The organism is Thermoactinomyces mirandus (assembly GCF_013868055.1).
GTDB lineage: Bacteria > Bacillota > Bacilli > Thermoactinomycetales > Thermoactinomycetaceae > Thermoactinomyces > Thermoactinomyces mirandus.
On sequence record NZ_JACEOL010000055.1, the window covers coordinates 20661 to 37750 of the forward strand.

Annotated in this window: 18 protein-coding genes and 1 pseudogene; all 19 read left to right on the forward strand. The window is 46.2% G+C overall.

Features of this window, described 5'->3' with window-relative positions:
* Positions 1-44: 44 nt before the first annotated feature.
* Positions 45-275, forward strand: a pseudogene (locus H2C83_RS18230) (enoyl-CoA hydratase-related protein); the annotation flags it as partial.
* Between the two features lie 89 nt (positions 276-364).
* The gene (locus tag H2C83_RS14805; protein WP_181741967.1) at positions 365-1279 is read left to right on the forward strand and encodes a hypothetical protein; all 915 of its coding nucleotides are present in this window, start codon (positions 365-367) and stop codon (positions 1277-1279) included.
* A 13-nt stretch (positions 1280-1292) separates the two neighbouring features.
* Positions 1293-1619, forward strand: a complete 327-nt coding sequence (locus H2C83_RS18235) for a c-type cytochrome (protein ID WP_281364181.1) — start codon at positions 1293-1295, stop codon at positions 1617-1619.
* Between the two features lie 342 nt (positions 1620-1961).
* Positions 1962-2993, forward strand: coding sequence for an N-acetyl-gamma-glutamyl-phosphate reductase (gene argC, locus H2C83_RS14815; RefSeq protein ID WP_181741969.1), 1032 nt, complete (start codon positions 1962-1964; stop codon positions 2991-2993).
* A gap of 16 nt (positions 2994-3009) precedes the next feature.
* Positions 3010-4242 carry a bifunctional glutamate N-acetyltransferase/amino-acid acetyltransferase ArgJ gene (argJ, locus tag H2C83_RS14820; protein WP_181741970.1) on the forward strand — a complete coding sequence of 411 codons (1233 nt, stop codon included), beginning with the start codon at positions 3010-3012 and terminating at the stop codon, positions 4240-4242.
* Positions 4243-4269: 27 nt separating this feature from the next.
* Complete coding sequence (argB, locus tag H2C83_RS14825; RefSeq protein ID WP_181741971.1) at positions 4270-5073, forward strand: acetylglutamate kinase; 804 nt, start codon at positions 4270-4272, stop codon at positions 5071-5073.
* Positions 5051-6220: an acetylornithine transaminase gene (gene argD, locus H2C83_RS14830; protein WP_181741972.1), complete on the forward strand. Its 1170-nt coding sequence runs from the start codon at positions 5051-5053 to the stop codon at positions 6218-6220. Before argB ends, argD begins: the two co-directional genes overlap by 23 nt.
* 12 nt (positions 6221-6232) lie before the next feature.
* On the forward strand, positions 6233-7186 hold the full coding sequence (gene argF, locus H2C83_RS14835; RefSeq protein WP_181741973.1) for an ornithine carbamoyltransferase: 954 nt from the start codon (positions 6233-6235) through the stop codon (positions 7184-7186).
* Positions 7187-7418: 232 nt separating this feature from the next.
* A complete protein-coding gene (locus H2C83_RS14840; RefSeq protein ID WP_181741974.1) occupies positions 7419-7997 on the forward strand; it encodes a protein-S-isoprenylcysteine O-methyltransferase in 579 nt (192 codons plus the stop codon).
* Positions 7998-8172: 175 nt separating this feature from the next.
* Positions 8173-8928: a GNAT family N-acetyltransferase gene (locus tag H2C83_RS14845; protein ID WP_181741975.1), complete on the forward strand. Its 756-nt coding sequence runs from the start codon at positions 8173-8175 to the stop codon at positions 8926-8928.
* A gap of 272 nt (positions 8929-9200) precedes the next feature.
* Positions 9201-9878: a TerC family protein gene (locus H2C83_RS14850; protein ID WP_181741976.1), complete on the forward strand. Its 678-nt coding sequence runs from the start codon at positions 9201-9203 to the stop codon at positions 9876-9878.
* 276 nt (positions 9879-10154) lie between these two features.
* Positions 10155-10616, forward strand: coding sequence for a hypothetical protein (locus H2C83_RS14855; RefSeq protein ID WP_181741977.1), 462 nt, complete (start codon positions 10155-10157; stop codon positions 10614-10616).
* Positions 10574-10972, forward strand: coding sequence for a glutathionylspermidine synthase family protein (locus H2C83_RS14860; RefSeq protein ID WP_181741978.1), 399 nt, complete (start codon positions 10574-10576; stop codon positions 10970-10972). Before H2C83_RS14855 ends, H2C83_RS14860 begins: the two co-directional genes overlap by 43 nt.
* Before the next feature lie 82 nt (positions 10973-11054).
* Positions 11055-11396, forward strand: coding sequence for a hypothetical protein (locus H2C83_RS14865; protein WP_181741979.1), 342 nt, complete (start codon positions 11055-11057; stop codon positions 11394-11396).
* Positions 11397-11422: 26 nt separating this feature from the next.
* Positions 11423-12685 carry an argininosuccinate synthase gene (locus tag H2C83_RS14870; protein WP_181741980.1) on the forward strand — a complete coding sequence of 421 codons (1263 nt, stop codon included), beginning with the start codon at positions 11423-11425 and terminating at the stop codon, positions 12683-12685.
* A complete protein-coding gene (argH, locus tag H2C83_RS14875) occupies positions 12627-14027 on the forward strand; it encodes an argininosuccinate lyase (RefSeq protein WP_181741981.1) in 1401 nt (466 codons plus the stop codon). The genes H2C83_RS14870 and argH overlap by 59 nt, the downstream gene beginning before the upstream one ends.
* Before the next feature lie 293 nt (positions 14028-14320).
* Positions 14321-15007 carry a cell division ATP-binding protein FtsE gene (gene ftsE, locus H2C83_RS14880; RefSeq protein WP_181741982.1) on the forward strand — a complete coding sequence of 229 codons (687 nt, stop codon included), beginning with the start codon at positions 14321-14323 and terminating at the stop codon, positions 15005-15007.
* The gene (gene ftsX, locus H2C83_RS14885) at positions 14997-15899 is read left to right on the forward strand and encodes a permease-like cell division protein FtsX (RefSeq protein WP_181741983.1); all 903 of its coding nucleotides are present in this window, start codon (positions 14997-14999) and stop codon (positions 15897-15899) included. Before ftsE ends, ftsX begins: the two co-directional genes overlap by 11 nt.
* Positions 15900-15929: 30 nt before the next feature.
* On the forward strand, positions 15930-17081 hold the full coding sequence (locus H2C83_RS18385; protein WP_181741984.1) for a murein hydrolase activator EnvC family protein: 1152 nt from the start codon (positions 15930-15932) through the stop codon (positions 17079-17081).
* Positions 17082-17090: the final 9 nt, after the last annotated feature.

The following is a 17090-nucleotide window of genomic DNA, read 5'->3' on the forward strand; positions in this document are numbered from 1 at the left end:
CGGAGAAGCCAAACGGTTAGGTTTAAAAACATAAAGTTCTTTCTCCTGAACAATTATTGCCTGAAGCGAGAGAATTAGCTAAACTATTGGTGAAAAAACCGCCGCTTGCACCAGCTTATGTCAAGTACGCAATCAATCAGGGAACAGAAGTGGATCTGGATACGTGCTTGAAATTGGAAGAAACTTACTTTGGCCTTACATTTGCAACGGCTGATCATATTGAAGGAATCGATGCTTTTCTTGAGAAAAGAGAGCCCCGGTTTAAAGGCAGATAGACCATTTGCGGGCCGGCGAAAAGCCGGCCTTCCTCATTGAATATATTAAAGGCACGTGGATCGAGGAGAAAAGAGGAGGTCATTTTTTAATGGATTTCATAAAAGAAAACCCCATCTTGTGGGGAATTGTATTCGTTGTGCTGCTCATTGCAATCATCGCCGTTATTAGTATTATTGTAAGTAAAAATCGCAGAAAAGAAGTTGAAGAGATCGAAAAAATGTTTCCTTCCGGGAACATGACCAGCGAGGACATAAAGATTTCCGTTGAACGGGTTCGGCGTGCCACTAAGGAAAGAGAGAAACGAAAACATAAAAAACCGCAGATTCATCGGGAACGTCCACGTGAAGCACATCCGGATGAAGACAAAGAAATTGTCCGGCGTACGACAGATGAAGCCGTCAAGCAGGACAGGGATTCCAGTCGATCCGGGGAGAGCGGTTCAAAAGAGGAATCCGTTTCGGAAAAAAAGCATGGAAGATCAGCAACATTCCAAACGACCGGGGAAACCGCACAGAAGGGAGAGACGGAACCATCGTCAAAAGCACAGGAATTTTTCCACAAACCAGGAAAGATGTTAAAGTCGGACTTGTTAAGTTCCACCATAAACAGGCGCAAAATAGAAAAAGGGGATTACAGGCATTCACGTGGACACAGTTTGTTGCAGGAAACGATAACAAATGATAAAAAGAAAGATTTGTCAGTTCAGCAAAAAACTCATAAAGTATCAGCCAAGCAACATCCGGAACAAACAGACAAGGAGATGCAGCCAAAGGGAGAACAAGGTTTCATGGATAAGGCGAAAAGCCGCCGCATGTTCAAACGCAGCCTGTTAAAACCGGACAAAACAGCAAAACCGGATTCAGGAAAACTGCCAAAATCCAGCCTGATTGATACGCACGTGTTTTCCGGCAAGGAAGAGAATAAACAGGATGAGACAGAGGCAAGTACACTTTCCCGCCAAAAACGGGTTAATAACAAAAGCTTTTTCTCAAAAAGAAAATAGAAGAGGTGATTCCATGAAAAAGGGCGGATTGTGTTTGGCTGTTTGTGGGGTTTTGTTACTGGCAGGATGTTCCACCGGTGGGAATGATACCGTTAACCAAAAAGAGGCCCCCGCAGTCCAGGCAGATCCTCAGGAGGTTTACATGAGCAACTGCGCATCTTGTCACGGAGGAAACCTGCAAGGGGCGACAGGCCCCGGCCTGCAACAGATTGGCGCTAAAATGAACAAGGAACAAATCCTGCAAATTTTGGAAAACGGAAAGGGAAGCATGCCTGCCCAATCCCATATTTCGGCCGATGAAAGGGATCAACTGGCAACCTGGCTGACAGAAAAGAAATAAAGAGGTACTGAAGCTGGATGAAAATATCAGGTATCAGAGACCAATCGCAATGTATGGATATTAAATTTTTAACTGGACAATAAAGCAGAAATAAGAGAATAATTGTAGAATAAAAGGAGAAACTGGGCACCGGCTATAGCTGGTGCTTTTTTAATTTGATTTTAACGATAACTTAACAATCTGCCATTGCCGGTGAAAGAGGAAACTCTGCCTGGTGGGTTGTTTTTTTCATTTGATGAAAAATTTTTTGTAAATACAATTAACATGAATAAGTGTTGAATAAATATTATATTATATGTATAATAATACAAAATTAATTATTTCAAAATTGAGGTGTGTACTTTGAAAGCAGCAGTGATCGGTTCAACAGGCTACGGCGGTATTGAATGTTTGCGGATTTTGCAGGGGCATCCGGAGTTTGAAGAGATCTCCCTGGTATCATCTTCCCAGGCGGGGCGGTCATTAAACAGTTCTTTTCCGCATGTGTCCCATCTGGCGAAAATGTATTTGCCATTTGATGTGGAACAGATTTCAAAGCAGGCGGATCTCGTTTTTTTGGCTACCCCTCCCGGCTTTAGCAGTCAATATGCGCCGTCTTTTTTGGAGCAAGGGAAGATCGTAATCGATTTGTCCGGAGATTTCCGTTTAAATGATCCAGACATATATGAACAATGGTACCGAAAACCAGCTGCTGATCCCAAATATTTGAATCAGGCGGTTTATGGTCTGAGTGAATGGTTTGAAAATGAAATCAAAACCGCCCAACTGATCAGTAATCCTGGATGTTATCCAACTGCCACTTTGCTTGCTCTTTTGCCATTGCTGAAAGAAAAGTGGATCAATCCGGCAAGTGTGATTGTCGATGCAAAGTCAGGTGTGACCGGTGCGGGCCGAAAGGCGCAACAATCGACACTTTACAGTGAAATCAATGAAAACCTGCGGCCTTACAAGATCGAACATCATCAGCATATTCCGGAAATTGAACAGATTGCCGGGAAGTGTTCGGGAACAGATGTGACAATCCAGTTTACGCCTCATTTGGTCCCAATGAACCGGGGAATCCTCGTCACGATTTATGCGGAATCGTTGAATAAATATACAAGGAAAGAAGCGTTGCAACTTTATCATGATACGTATGACTGCCATCCGTTTGTCCGTATTTTGGACAGCAGATTGCCCGAAACGAAAGCCGTACAGGGAAGCAACTTTTGTGATATCGGTATCAATGTGGATGGGCGCACGGGAAGATTCGTAATTTTGGCCGCAATCGACAATCTGATGAAAGGAGCGGCGGGGCAGGCTGTACAAAATGTCAACATTCGCATGGGATGCCCGGTGACAACCGGTTTGGACATCGCTCCGCTCTATCCTTGAAACGGAGGGAGAAAACATGAAGACAGAAACCCTGCAAGAAAAGTTTTTTCGGGTTGCCAGAAACCCATCCATCGCGGCACCAAAAGGATTTGACGCAAATGGAATTCATTCCGGAATCAAGGGGAAGAAAAAAGACTTGGGGCTGATCCGGTGTGAGGTTCCGGCTTCAGCGGCAGCTGTTTATACAGTCAATGCATTTCAGGCAGCCCCGATCAAGATCACCCAGGAAAGTATCGGCATGGAAAACAGATTGCAAGCTGTTGTTGTAAACAGCGGTAACGCCAATGCCTGCACAGGAAAACGCGGCCTGGAAGACGCCCGTCAGATGCGTGACAAAGCCGCTTCTTTGCTAAATATTTCTCCCCATCTGGTAGGAGTTGCTTCAACAGGAGTCATCGGGGTTTATCTGCCGATGGACAAGATTCATTCCGGTTTGGAAAAACTGGTCAGGGTTCAGGAGTATGATCCTGCTTCCTTTGCGGAAGCGATCCTGACGACAGATACCTTTGCAAAACAGGTAACGGTGGAATTGAACATCGATGGAAAAACGGTAAAGATTTCCGGGACTGCAAAAGGTTCCGGCATGATTCACCCCAACATGGCGACGATGCTTTCCTTTATTACGACTGATGCCAGCATCAAACCGGATATATTGCAAAGCCTGCTTTGGAAAACAACGGATGATACCTTTAACATGATCACCGTTGACGGAGATACAAGCACCAATGATATGGTTCTGGTAATGGCCAGCGGGCTGGCGGACAATCAACCGCTTGCGTACAGCCATCCTGAGTGGGAAAAATTCCAGGTGGCATTTCAATATGTATGTCGCACTTTGGCCACGATGATTGCCCGGGACGGTGAAGGTGCCAGCCATCTGGTCCAGGTGAAAGTGGAGGGGGCCCGCTCCAAAGAGGCAGCCCGAAAAATAGCCAAAGCCGTCGTTGCTTCCAATTTGGTGAAAACCGCCGTTTATGGGGCGGATGCCAATTGGGGACGAGTCATCTGCGCCGCGGGTTATGCAGATCCGACTTTGACTCCGGAAAAGATTGATCTGTATCTGGGGCCGGTTCAGATTGTTAAAAAGGGAACGGCTGCCAGTTATGATGAGCGGGAGGCCAGTGAAGTGCTCAACCGGGAAGTTGTGGAGTTCAGGTTAATCCTGAATTCGGGGAATTGTGAAACCATGGCGTGGGGATGTGATTTGACTTATGACTATGTTCGTATCAATGCGAGTTACCGGACATGACAAATAAAGGAGGAAATCGTAAGGAAAATGATTGTGCTAAAGTTGGGCGGCAGTATACTGGAACAGATTGATCCGGCTTTTTTTGACCAGTGCAGGAAACTGTGGCAGGAAGGAATTCCTTTTATTGTTGTTCACGGCGGCGGCCCGTTTGTTTCCGGCTGGATGAAGCAATTGGGAAAAGAACCTGTTTTTGTTGACGGGCGACGGGTAACAGATGAAGACACCCTGGAAATCGTGCAGATGGTCCTGTCCGGACAAGTCAATAAAAATCTGGTGGCTGAACTGGGCAAACGAGGAGTCCCGGCGCTTGGAATAAGCGGTGCAGATCTGAAAATGCTTCAGGTTGTCCCCAAAGATGCCGGTCTGGGACTGGTCGGGGAAGTGACGGAAGTTAATAAAAAAGCGTTTCTTCAGATCATTGAAGCGGGATGGGTTCCGGTGCTTGCCCCGCTCGGGATTGATCAGAGCGGGCAAATCTTTAATGTTAACGCTGATGAAGCGGCTGGTGCGGTAGCCCAAGAGATGGGAGCCGGACAATTGGTGATTGTCAGTGATGTCGACGGGATTTTCATACAGGAGGGGGATCATAAAAGACTGCTCACCTGTGCAACCCCGGAAATGGTGGAACGTTATATTGAAGAAGGGCAAATTACCGGTGGCATGATTCCGAAAGTTCGGTCTGCAATGAAATGTTTGGAAAATGATGTGCGGGAAGTATGGATTGTTAATGGGGAAAAAGCCCGTTGCATGGATGGGGAAAACTATTTTGGACAAGGTACCTGTTTACTGCAGGAAGAGGTGAGCAAAAATGTATCTGTTTCCCACATATAAACGTTATCCGGTGCATTTTGTGTACGGGGAAGGGGCACTTTTAAAGGATGCCCAGGGAAAAAGTTATCTGGATTTCAGTTCGGGAATAGGTGTGAACAATCTGGGACACCGGAATCCACGGGTTGTTGAGGCGCTGGCCAGACAAGCGGAGGCGGTTTGGCATGTATCCAATTTGTTTGATCAGCCGATGCAGGAAAAAGTAGCGAAAAAGTTGTGCGAAATCAGCGGTCTGGATGCCGTCTTTTTTTGCAACAGCGGAGCGGAAGCCAATGAGGCATCGATCAAGCTGGCGCGTAAATGGGCCAGGGATGCCAGGATTATTAATGAGCCTGAAATTATCACTTTTACCGGTTCTTTTCACGGCCGTACCCTGGCTACCCTGACGGCGACCGGACAGAAAAAAGTGAAAAAGGGGTTTGATCCATTGCCGGGAGGATTCCGGCATGTTCCTTACGGGGATCTGGAAGCTGTGAAAAGGGTAACGGGAACCAGCACGGCAGGTGTTCTGCTGGAACTGGTACAGGGTGAAGGAGGAGTCCGGCCTGCCAATGCCGGATTTGTCCGGGGGCTGGCTCAATGGTGTAAAGAAAAGCAGATTTTGTTGATAGTTGATGAGGTGCAGACCGGAATCGGACGGACCGGCGATTGGTTTGCTTTCCAGAAATATGGAATAAAGCCGGATATCGTTTCAGTTGCCAAAGGGCTGGGCAACGGGTTCCCCGTCGGAGCCATGATTGGGGCTTCCCATCTTAAATCCGTTCTGGGGCCCGGATCGCATGGGACGACATTCGGGGGTAATCCGCTGGCAATGGCTGTCTGTGATGCGGTACTTGCAGAAATTGAGCAAACCGGCTTATTGCGCGAAGTAAAGCGGAAATCCGTTTTTCTGAAACAGAAACTGGATGAGGAAATCAGTCCGCTTCCCGCTGTTGAGGAAGTTCGCCAGCAGGGATTCATGGTTGGCATCGAGTTGAACAGGCCTGTTGCGCAGGTAATCGGAAAACTGCTGGAAAACGGATTGGTGACCCTGTCGGCAGGAGAACGGGTATTACGGCTATTGCCGCCTTTGATCGTGAAAGAAAAAGAAATCTCGCAAGCGATTTCCATTATCAAGCAAACGCTGGCTCCAACCAAAATAGCCGTATGAGGAGGAACAAGGGTGAAGGACTTCAATCAGCTTTTTAAAGAAAAGAAAGGAAAAAGTTTTCTCACACTCGACGGTTGGCAACCCGATGAACTGGAGGCATTGCTTCTACTGGCCAAACAACTGAAATCGGAACGCCAGCAAGGAATGATGGGGCAACCCCTTAAAGGTAAAAGCCTTGCCATGATCTTTGAAAAACCGTCAACCAGAACACGCATATCTTTCGAAGTAGGGATGAAAGAACTGGGAGGATATACCCTGCATCTCGGGACCAATGAATTGCAGTTGGGACGGGGAGAAACCCTGGAGGATACAGCCAGAATCCTGTCCCGTTATGTAGATGCCATCCTGATTCGAACCTGTGAACATGCCCGGATTCAGCGCTTGGCAGATGCTGCAACCATTCCTGTGATTAATGGCCTTTCGGATTTGGCTCACCCATGTCAGGCAGTGGCTGATTTACTGACCATTCTGGAAACAAAAGGGAAGTTAAAAGGCGTAAAACTCAGCTTTATCGGGGATGGAAACAATGTCCTTCACTCCTTGATGCATGCCTCGGCACTGGCAGGAATCCATCTCAGCATTGCCACACCTGCCGGATACGAACCTGACGCAGACATTTGGAAAAAAGCGGAACAGATCATGGGACAAACCGGTGGCACACTTACATTCAGCCATGATCCCCATGTTGCCGCTGAAGGCGCCGATGTGGTCTATACCGATGTCTGGGCCAGCATGGGGCAGGAACAGGAGAAGGAAAAACGCCAGCAATCTTTTTTATCCTATCAGGTAAATGCCAGGTTAATGGCACATGCGGCTCCAGATGCCGTTTTTATGCACTGTTTACCGGCATATCGCGGACTGGAAGTAACCGGGGAGGTATTGGAAGGAGCGCAATCGGTTGTATTTGATCAGGCAGAAAACCGCCTTCATGCACAAAAAGCCCTGCTAATGGCTTTGTTGGGCTGAAAGATCTGCCAAGGGAAATCCCGGTTTCCATGTTTTTGGAAAACGGGATTCTTTTGTGCGGATATTGCCATATCCAGGATGAAGTCAAAGTTGCCTTTATTCCGTCAATTTTAATACAATTGCCTTAGAAATCTTATCTTTTAAAATTACATTCGCATTTATGTTGTATAAAATTTCTACTTGGGGTTGAGCTTGACCTGCTTCCATGTATCACAGAAAGTGAGAGGGTAAGATGTTTAAAATCATCTATTTCGTGGGTTTGATCATGATGTCTTTTATCCGCCGGCCTTATGAGAAACAAGCGGGATCCAGCCAGATTGACGAAAGACGCAGGTCGGCTCTGGAGATTCTCCTTCTTTCCGTGATGTCTGTCGGCGTGCTGGTTATTCCGCTCATTTATGTGTTTACTCCGCTGTTGAGCTTTGCAGACTATAAACTCCCTTCATGGGCAGGATGGATTGGAACGGTCGTCACCGGGATCGCCCTCTGGCTTTTTTGGCGATCACATGCAGACCTGGGGCGGAACTGGTCATATACGCTTGAATTGAAAAAAGGCCATCAGCTCATTACCGGCGGAGTATACAGGTATGTCAGACATCCGATGTATGCAGCAAGTCTGCTGTGGGGGATGTCCCAGGGACTGTTATTGCATAACTGGGTTGCAGGGTATTCTCCTTTGCTGTCACTGCTGGTCTTGGTTTTCTTGTGCTTGCCGTACGAAGAGCAAATGATGCTCGATTATTTTGGCGAGGAGTACCGGTCCTATATGAATCGGACAGGAAAGTTGATTCCACGCTGGAGAAAACAGTAAAAGGCTCTGTCGCAGTCAGGATTTGTTCTCCGTGTGCCCGGCTGCGGTTTGGCTACATCGTTTGCCAATATTCTTTTTTGGCACATGCGGCTTGTCTATTTTAGAGAACAATAAAAAATTATATTCCCAATATAATAAATATTTAATTTGTTTGGACATGGAGGGGGTTGGTTCAATGGATATTCAAAAAAACATAGATGAATTTATCCGGGGGTGGATGGTTTGCCGCTTTGTACCGGATACATCGCTCAGTACGTTTCAATCGATCAGGCATGTTCATTTTGGCAAACCGGTCGGGGGAAGGACCGATGAATTTTTTGTGAGCAATCTGTCTCCCCGAAAAACGGTTGAGCAGATTCATAAGTACCATCCCAATATGCCCCACTGGTTGACCGTTTTTTCCGATTTTCCGGAACAGACTGTTGCCGAGTACCAGTCGCTTGGTTACCTGTTCAGCCATACGGAATATCTGATGGCGCGGAGTCTGTCGGATTTTCAATCCAACCGGCAACCGGTTTGTGTGAGACGAATATTGGATCAGCAAAAGGGACTTGCCATCAATCGTTACTTTGGAAAAGAGGCCATTAATATTGATTCACTGGCCAATCCGCATCTTTACCAATATTGTGTCATGAAAGATGAGTTGCCCGTTGCATACGGCCGCTTCTCATTGGTTTCCGGAGTTGCCTGCCTGGACAATATTTTTACTTCTCCAATGCAAAGAGGCAAAGGGGTGGGAAAATCCCTTGTACAGACCATGCTCGCTTGCGCCAGGGAAGCCGGAGCGGTCCGGAGTGTACTGGCGGCCAGCGAAATGGGACAACCCATGTATCTGAAATTGGGATATTCCGGGCTGATCCATATCCTTATTTTCCAATATGATGCCAGGGTATCGGATTCAATAATCTGCAGAAAAATGGAATATGCCTGAGCCAATTTTTTTAAGCAGGCCTGTAAAAAAGTTGACGGAATGTTATTTCATTATATATGATGTGAATGAAAAAGCCTTTTCTTGCTGAGCATAGGAGTGGCACTGTTACGGGTTTGGAAAGGCAGTGGCTTTGTTGACAACATGATGATGATGTTGTTGGCAAGACCTTTACTTGGCGGTTCAAGTAAAGGTCTTTTCCGGTTTTTGGGAAGTTTCATTATCTTCTGGACAGGACCGTACTTTTCAGAGTAACAGGAATGGAGGTAAAGGTTTTGGAGCTGTTTTCGCCTGAATTTTTTACTGCTTTAATTTCTATTGTAATTATTGACTTGATGTTGGCTGGAGATAATGCAATCGTGATCGGCCTTGCAGCACGCAATTTGCCAAAGGGCAAGCAAAAGCAGGTTATTTTCTGGGGAATGACCGGTGCAATTATGATGCGGATCCTTTGTACATTGATTGTGGTCTGGCTGTTGAAGATTCCGGGGCTCCTGCTGATTGGCGGAATGATACTGATCTGGATCGCTTTTAAACTGCTGGTTGAGGAAAAAAGGGATAAAGATGTGGAAGCTGCAGGCAGTGTATGGGCAGCAATCCGTACCATTGTGATCGCCGACACGGTTATGGGACTGGACAACGTGCTCGCTGTTGCCGGTGCGGCGCACGAAAGTTTTCTGCTGGTAATTATCGGCCTGCTGATCAGTGTGCCAATCATTGTCTGGGGAAGTACATTATTCATTAAACTGCTGGAAAAGTATCCTTTCATTCTATATATTGGTTCAGGAGTTCTGGTCTTTACAGCTGCAAAAATGATTGCAGATGAAAAACTGATCCAACCTTTGTTCCAGGATGCGGGATGGTTAAAGTATGGGTTTTATATCGTACTGATTTCCGTTGTTCTCTATGTCGGACATGTAGTGAAAACCAGAAAACAGGTTGCCAACATATAGCCAGTGCAAGTGCGGATGTTTAAAGAAATATCTGTGAGTATTCAGGCAAGGTGTGAAAAAGCGATTTTTGGAAGCAAAGTGATATTAAAGCCACTGCAACCTGCTACTTCCTTGCAAGGCGTTCTGAAAATCGTCTTCCTGAATTGTTTTTCCATAGTCTGTCAGATGTTAAATGCTAACATCTGTTTCTTTTTTGTGATAATAAGTCAATATTTTGTCATCTTGAAAGAATATAATTAATGTCCAAACGCTTATTATTTAGAACTGAGGGGAAATATGGAGAGACTGGAATACCACTTGCTTGAAGAAAGAGAAGAAATTTCTGTTTTATTCACTTATCCGTCCATTTCCAGGTCAGAAATCCTGATGCGATTTGCCTGTGATTATCTTGTAAAGGGGAAGGATGTGTTTGAACGGGTCCTTGTTCAGGCAGATCCGCCCGTACATAAGATATTTGTCAGACGAAACCTGGAAGAAACCGTACTTGATGACCGTCTGCGGTTTGGCCCCCAATGGGAAGGAATTCGGATTGAATCGCGCCATTTTCATGAAGAGTGGTCCCATTATCCGGTCATTTATCGGTATCATTTTCATGATCCGCAGGATGCCTTGCTTCATTTGCTGAATGGAATACAGAAAATATTGTATTCAGCGCTTTGGATACTTGGAATACAGAAAATATTGTATTCAGCGCTTTGGATACTTATGAGGAAGATGCGGGGACAACCCGTTATTTAATGGCAAAGTCCGGACTTTCAGCCCGGTTTGTTCCCTTGTCGGCATTGGCAGTAAGGGGAGACGGGTTATATGCAGACATACCTGGCCGTGGATATATGCATGTCGATGTCTTATACCGGTTGCATGCGATTGAAATACTGGCTCAGGAGACCGACGATGATGGATATCCGACGGGAGCCCATCTCCTTTCATTGATGGCAAAGCCGGGACTGGTCACGATAAACCCACCGGCAACGCTCCTTTCACAGACAAAAGCTTTACAGGCACTCATCTGGAATTTATATGAAACCGGTACATTTTTCCATGCTGATGAACGTGAGATATATGTTGCCGACATATTTGGAAAATTGCTTTGAAGGAAAAACCCCCTGTGTCAGGAAACCGTTTTTGGCCGGGAAGGAGGAGCGGTTTCCCTGTTTGATGAAAACGGAAAGCTGATTGCCCGGGGATCACGAAAAGGAATATTGGAACCAGCCGATAATTTACCAGCAGATGGCACAGCTGGAGAAAGTGGAAGTGGAAACATTGCAGGGGACGTACCGGGGCGAGCTGCTGTGGGGAGTTTTTTTTGATCGGTGGAAAGGTATCTGCGATCATGCCCGGGCAGATCAGAAAATTACCGGCGATCTTTCTTATTTTGTGCCGGTAGGCTGGAAGCGAGAGGAAGACAAGGCGAAATGTTTTTGTCTTCTTTTTCTTCCGGAAACCGGGAAGTGTGGAATTCAAAAAATGGGGGGTAGATTTTTTATAAATAAGCTGTATAATCATTCATATAAATGAATTTTTATTAAAAGCGAGGGGTACCAATGAGTAAAGGGAAAATCGTTTTGGCTTATTCGGGCGGTTTAGATACATCGGTTGCCATTCCATGGCTGAAAGAAAAGTACGGATATGATGTGATTGCAGTTGCGTTGGACGTAGGCGAAGGAAAAGATCTGGATTTTATAAAAGAAAAAGCCTTGAAAGTTGGAGCGGTTAAATCGGTTGTCATCGATGCAAAAGAGATTTTTGCCGATCATTACTTGCTGCCGGCGCTAAAAGCCAATGCATTATATGAAGGGAAATATCCAATGAATTCGGCATTGTCCCGTCCGCTCATTTCACAAATACTTGTCCAGATTGCTGAAGAGGAAGGCGCGGTGGCCGTTGCACACGGATGTACGGGAAAAGGAAATGACCAGGTCCGGTTCGATATTTCAGTGGCAGCATTAAATCCCGGCCTTGAAGTTGTTGCCCCTGTCCGGGAATGGGGCATGACCAGGGATGAAGAGATCGATTATGCCGAAAAACACGGAATTCCGATTCCGGTCAATCTGGAAAATCCATTCAGCATTGACCAGAACCTGTGGGGAAGAAGCTGCGAATCGGGAGAACTGGAAGATCCATGGCAAGCTCCGCCGGAGGCGGCATATGAATGGACACGCCCGTTGGCAGATACACCTGACCAGCCCGAAGAAATAGAAATAGAATTTGAAAAAGGAGTTCCTGTCCGTTTGAATGGTGTTGCCCTTTCCTTTGCAAAGATGATCGAACAATTGAATCAAATCGCCGGGAAACATGGTGTTGGCCGGATTGACCATGTGGAAAACAGGCTGGTGGGCATTAAATCCCGTGAAGTTTATGAATGCCCGGGTGCGCACACCTTGCTTTTGGCACACAAGGAACTGGAATTTTTGACCCAGACAAGAGATATTGCCAGATTCAAACCTGTGGTTGAACAGAAATGGGCAGAACTGGTATATGACGGACTTTGGTTTTCACCGCTTAAAAATGCATTGGATGCATTTATTGGAGAGACGCAAAAAAATGTGACGGGAAAAGTCCGCGTTACCCTGTTTAAAGGGCATGCGACGGTAACCGGAAGAACTTCTCCTTATTCCTTGTACAACAAGAAATTGGCCACTTATTCCAAGGAAGACAGCTTTGATCACCAGGCAGCCGTAGGTTTTATCAAGTTATGGGGACTGCCGACGCATATTTATGCAAGTGTGAATAAAAAGGAGGAAAACCATGAAACTGTGGGGCGGGCGCTTTACGAAAAAAACCAACCAGTGGGTGGAAGAGTTTAATGCTTCTATCTCTTTTGACAAAGAGTTGGTTGAAGAAGATATTCAGGGAAGCATTGCCCATGTGAGGATGCTGGGCGCGTGCGGAATCCTCACAGATGAAGAGGCACGGCAAATCCATCAGGGACTGTTGTCCATCCGGCAAAAAGTCCGCGAGGGAAAAGTGGAATTTTCCATTGAACATGAAGATATCCATATGAATATTGAAAAGATGCTGATTGATGAAATCGGTCCTGTCGGCGGGAAACTTCATACCGGGCGAAGCCGTAACGATCAGGTGGCACTGGATATGCACCTGTACATTAGAAAAGAAACCGTCGAACTGGCGAAACAGATCTTTACGCTGCAACAGGCCCTGCTCGGGCAAGCGGAAAAACATGTCGATACCATTTTGCCCGGGTACACCCATTTGCAGAGGGCACAGCCTGTTCGCCTTGCCCATCATCTGCTCGCTTATGTTTCCATGTTTGAACGGGATGTGGATCGTCTGTTCGACAGTTACAAGCGGGTGAATCATTGTCCGCTTGGAGCCGGAGCGATCGCGGGGACCACATTCCCCGTTGACCGGCAGATGGTGGCGAAGGAACTGGGGTTTTCCGCACTCTATGACAACAGTATGGATGCGGTGAGCGACCGTGATTACCTGGTTGAGTTTCTGTCCATCTGTTCGCTGGTAATGGTTCATCTGTCCCGTCTTTCCGAAGAACTGATTTTATGGTCGAGTGAGGAATTTCAGTATATCGTCCTTGATGACGCTTTTTGTACGGGAAGCAGCATGATGCCGCAAAAGAAAAATCCGGATATTCCAGAACTGATCCGCGGCAAAACAGGAAGGGTATTCGGGCATTTGCTGGCGATGCTGACAACGTTGAAAGCATTGCCGCTGACATATAACAAGGATTTGCAGGAGGACAAGGAAGGAATTTTCGATACCGTCACCACCCTGAAAGGGTCCCTTGGTCTGATGGCAGCCATGATTGAAACCATGGAAGTAAATGTGCAGCAAATGAAAAAAAATGCCAGCCGGGGCTTTGCCAATGCCACCGACCTGGCCGATTATCTGGTCAACAAAGGAATCCCTTTCCGCAAAGCGCATGAAATTGTGGGCAAACTGGTTCTTTATTCGCTGGAGCATCAAAAAACACTGACCGATTGCTCACTGGAGGAATTCCGGCGTTTTTCGCCGGAAATCGGGGAAGATGTTTACCAGGTCCTGGAACTTGATCAGGTGGTGGAAGCACGCAAAAGCTTTGGCGGAACGGCCAGGGAACAGGTACTGGAGACCCTGGCCAGAAAGAAAGAAACCCTGGAAAAAAACCGGAAAAAAATAACCAATATTTACTAGTTTGATAATTTGTGATAATATGATACCCCAAATCGACCTGGTTGGGGTTTTTTATATTTTTGAATAAAAAATGATATTGCAAATGTTAATCTAGGATTAGCCGGAATGATGTTATAATATTGAAGTAGTTTTCATAGGTTAAGCAAGATATATACCGTATTCATGCCTTTATTTGCTTATAAGACGATTATATGATGAAGAAGCTGATTTTTTTTGGTAGTATTAATTATTGCAGGAGAAAATCGGATAAAGGGTTAACTATATTGAAAATATGTTTCCTGGGGTGAGTTTTCGTGATTGAGATGCATGATGTGTGGAAGGTTTATCCAAATGGTGTTGAAGCTCTTCGCGGTATAGATGTCCGCATAGACCAGGGCGAATTTGTCTATATTGTCGGACCGAGTGGAGCGGGAAAAAGTTCATTTATCAAATTAATGTACAGGGAAGAGAAGCCGACACACGGGGTTGTGTTGATCAACGGTGTGAATGTGAAACGGGTGCGGGACTGGAAAATTCCTCATGTCCGCCGCAAAATCGGTGTTGTATTCCAGGATTTCAAACTGCTGCCGCATATGACAGCTTTTGAAAATGTGGCGTTTGCGATGGAAGCCATTGAGTCACCGAGACGGAAAATCAAGCCGCGGGTACAGGAAGTTTTGGAACTGGTAGGATTGGTTGACCGGATGCATGCACTTCCATCGCAATTGTCAGGCGGAGAGCAACAACGTGTAGCAATTGCTCGTGCAATTGTCAATAATCCAAGTTTTGTGATTGCGGACGAGCCTACAGGAAACTTAGATCCAGAGAATTCCTGGGATATTATGTATCTGCTTGAGGAGATTAACCGGCGGGGAACAACCATCGTGATGGCTACACATAACAAGGAAATCGTAAACACACTCAGACAGCGGGTCATTGCCATCGAACAAGGAGTTATTGTAAGGGATGAAATCGGAGGTGAGTACGGTTATGAAGATTGAGACGCTGTCCCGGCATTTTCGGGAGGCTTACCGTGGTGTGCGCCGGAACGCATGGATGAGCTTTGCGGCGATCAGTGCGGTTGCCGTTACCCTGTTCATTTTCGGCATTTTCCTCATCTTCGCTTTTAATGTCCGTTACATGGCAGCAGAACTGGACAAACAAGTAGCCATTCGCGCGTCGCTTGCCGAACAGTTGACGGATGACCAGCAACTTCAGGTATTGAAACAGATCCAGTCGATGCCGGAAGTGAAGAATGCGGAACTGGTGCCCAAGGAAGAAGGATTGCGTCAACTGAAGGCTCAGTGGGGTGATGAAGGAACCGAGATTTTCAAAGGGTATGAAGGGGAAGGAAAAAACCCGCTGCCTGACCTCATTACCGTAGAGCCGAAAGATCCGCAAAATATTAAAGCTGTCAGTGAGCGGGTCAAGTCTGTGGAGGGAGTCAATGATGCTGTATTTGGTGACGGCGTTACAGACCGGCTTCTGAATCTGTCCAGCTGGGTTCGCAATATCGTTTTGATCTTCGGTTTGGGACTGGCCATTTTGGCTGCCTTCCTGATATCCAATACCATTAAATTGACGATTATTGCCCGCAGAAGGGAAATTGAGATTCAGCGGCTGGTAGGAGCGAGCAACTGGTTTATCCGGTGGCCGTTTTTCATCGAGGGAGCGTTTATCGGTCTGGTTGGCGCCATTTTCCCTACGATCATTGTCCTGTCTCTCTATCAGGTAGGCTATTCCATCCTGGGAGCCGGAGAAGTAGCCTCCATTTTGAAACTGATGCCGATTCTGTCGTTGGGCATCTACGTTACCCTCTGTATTTTTGCATTGGGAATCGCTATTGGAACACTGGGAAGTATCATTTCCGTACGCCGCTTCCTGAAGGTATAAAAAGGAGGAATATTTCGGAGGAGGAGCAAAGTGGGAAAGAAGTTTTTTTGCGGGATGGTTTCTTTTTTGCTGGTTTTTTCTTTGGTACCATATAACAGCTTTGCGATGACAAACTCCTCTGCAATTGATGAGAAAAAAGAGGATATCCGGGAACGTGATCAGGAAATATTACAACTGAAAAAAAAGAAAGAACTGGCCCGGCAAGACTTGCAGAGTATCCTGACAGAGATTGAAGCCGTCGAAAAAAAGCTGAACCAGTTGGATTTCCGCGTATATGAATTCAAAAAACTGGTGCAGGCGAAAAAAGAAGAACAGAAAAAGATTGAGAAAGAACTGGAGTTTTTGCGCCAAACCTGTAAAAACCGCCTGCAGTCCATTTACTTGAAAGGAAACATGTTTTACCTTGAGCTCTTGCTGGAATCCGATTCCCTGGGTGATTTCCTGAAGCGCTATGATTATGTCAGTATTTTGGCCCAGGCAGATCAGCGCATGATCAGGCGGTATACTGAAAAACAGAAAGAACTGTCCCGCCTGGAAAAGGAATTGGAAAAGAGTCTGGTCAGTTTGCAAAATGAGAAGGAGAAAGCGCAAAAAGTTTTTGATACCCTTCGTAACAGTTATCAGGCCCATGAAAAGGAAATTGCTTCATTGGATTCCGATTTGGCCGAACTGGAAGACGAAAATGTCACGGCGCGGAAATTGTTGCACAATCTTGTTGCCAAAAGTGAATCGGCAGCGCGTGGTATGGAACAGGGAAACCGTGTCGGTACAAGTGTGGCGGCCAGGGCAGGCGGCAGTTTTCAAAAGCCGGTTGATGGACAGGTCACCTCTCCGTTTGGGATGCGGTATCATCCCATACACCGCGAATATCGCATGCATGGGGGAATTGATATTGCAGCCAGAATGGGAACACCAATCAAGGCCGCGGCATCCGGCAAAGTGATTGTATCCAGACCGTCCATTGGTTATGGTTATATTGTAGTAATTTATCATGGAAATGGTATTTCCACCCTTTATGCGCATATGTATGCGCAAACTGTGAAAGTGGATGTCGGCCAGCAGGTGTCTGCTGGAGAAGTGATTGCTGCTGTGGGGAGCAACGGATTTTCGACAGGCCCCCATTTACATTTTGAAGTACATGACAATAGCAAGCCTGTCGACCCCATCTCTTTTTTGCCTTAGGGCTGTTTT

Excerpts from the sequence above, each read along its gene's own strand:
- H2C83_RS14805 (WP_181741967.1), top strand. The coding sequence starts at position 365 with ATGGATTTCATAAAAGAAAACCCCATCTTGTGGGGAATTGTATTCGTT.
- H2C83_RS18235 (WP_281364181.1), top strand. The coding sequence starts at position 1,293 with ATGAAAAAGGGCGGATTGTGTTTGGCTGTTTGTGGGGTTTTGTTACTG.
- argJ (WP_181741970.1), top strand. The coding sequence starts at position 3,010 with ATGAAGACAGAAACCCTGCAAGAAAAGTTTTTTCGGGTTGCCAGAAAC.
- argB (WP_181741971.1), top strand. The coding sequence starts at position 4,270 with ATGATTGTGCTAAAGTTGGGCGGCAGTATACTGGAACAGATTGATCCG.
- argD (WP_181741972.1), top strand. The coding sequence starts at position 5,051 with ATGTATCTGTTTCCCACATATAAACGTTATCCGGTGCATTTTGTGTAC.
- H2C83_RS14840 (WP_181741974.1), top strand. The coding sequence starts at position 7,419 with ATGTTTAAAATCATCTATTTCGTGGGTTTGATCATGATGTCTTTTATC.
- H2C83_RS14845 (WP_181741975.1), top strand. The coding sequence starts at position 8,173 with ATGGATATTCAAAAAAACATAGATGAATTTATCCGGGGGTGGATGGTT.
- H2C83_RS14855 (WP_181741977.1), top strand. The coding sequence starts at position 10,155 with ATGGAGAGACTGGAATACCACTTGCTTGAAGAAAGAGAAGAAATTTCT.
- H2C83_RS14870 (WP_181741980.1), top strand. The coding sequence starts at position 11,423 with ATGAGTAAAGGGAAAATCGTTTTGGCTTATTCGGGCGGTTTAGATACA.
- argH (WP_181741981.1), top strand. The coding sequence starts at position 12,627 with ATGAAACTGTGGGGCGGGCGCTTTACGAAAAAAACCAACCAGTGGGTG.
- ftsX (WP_181741983.1), top strand. The coding sequence starts at position 14,997 with ATGAAGATTGAGACGCTGTCCCGGCATTTTCGGGAGGCTTACCGTGGT.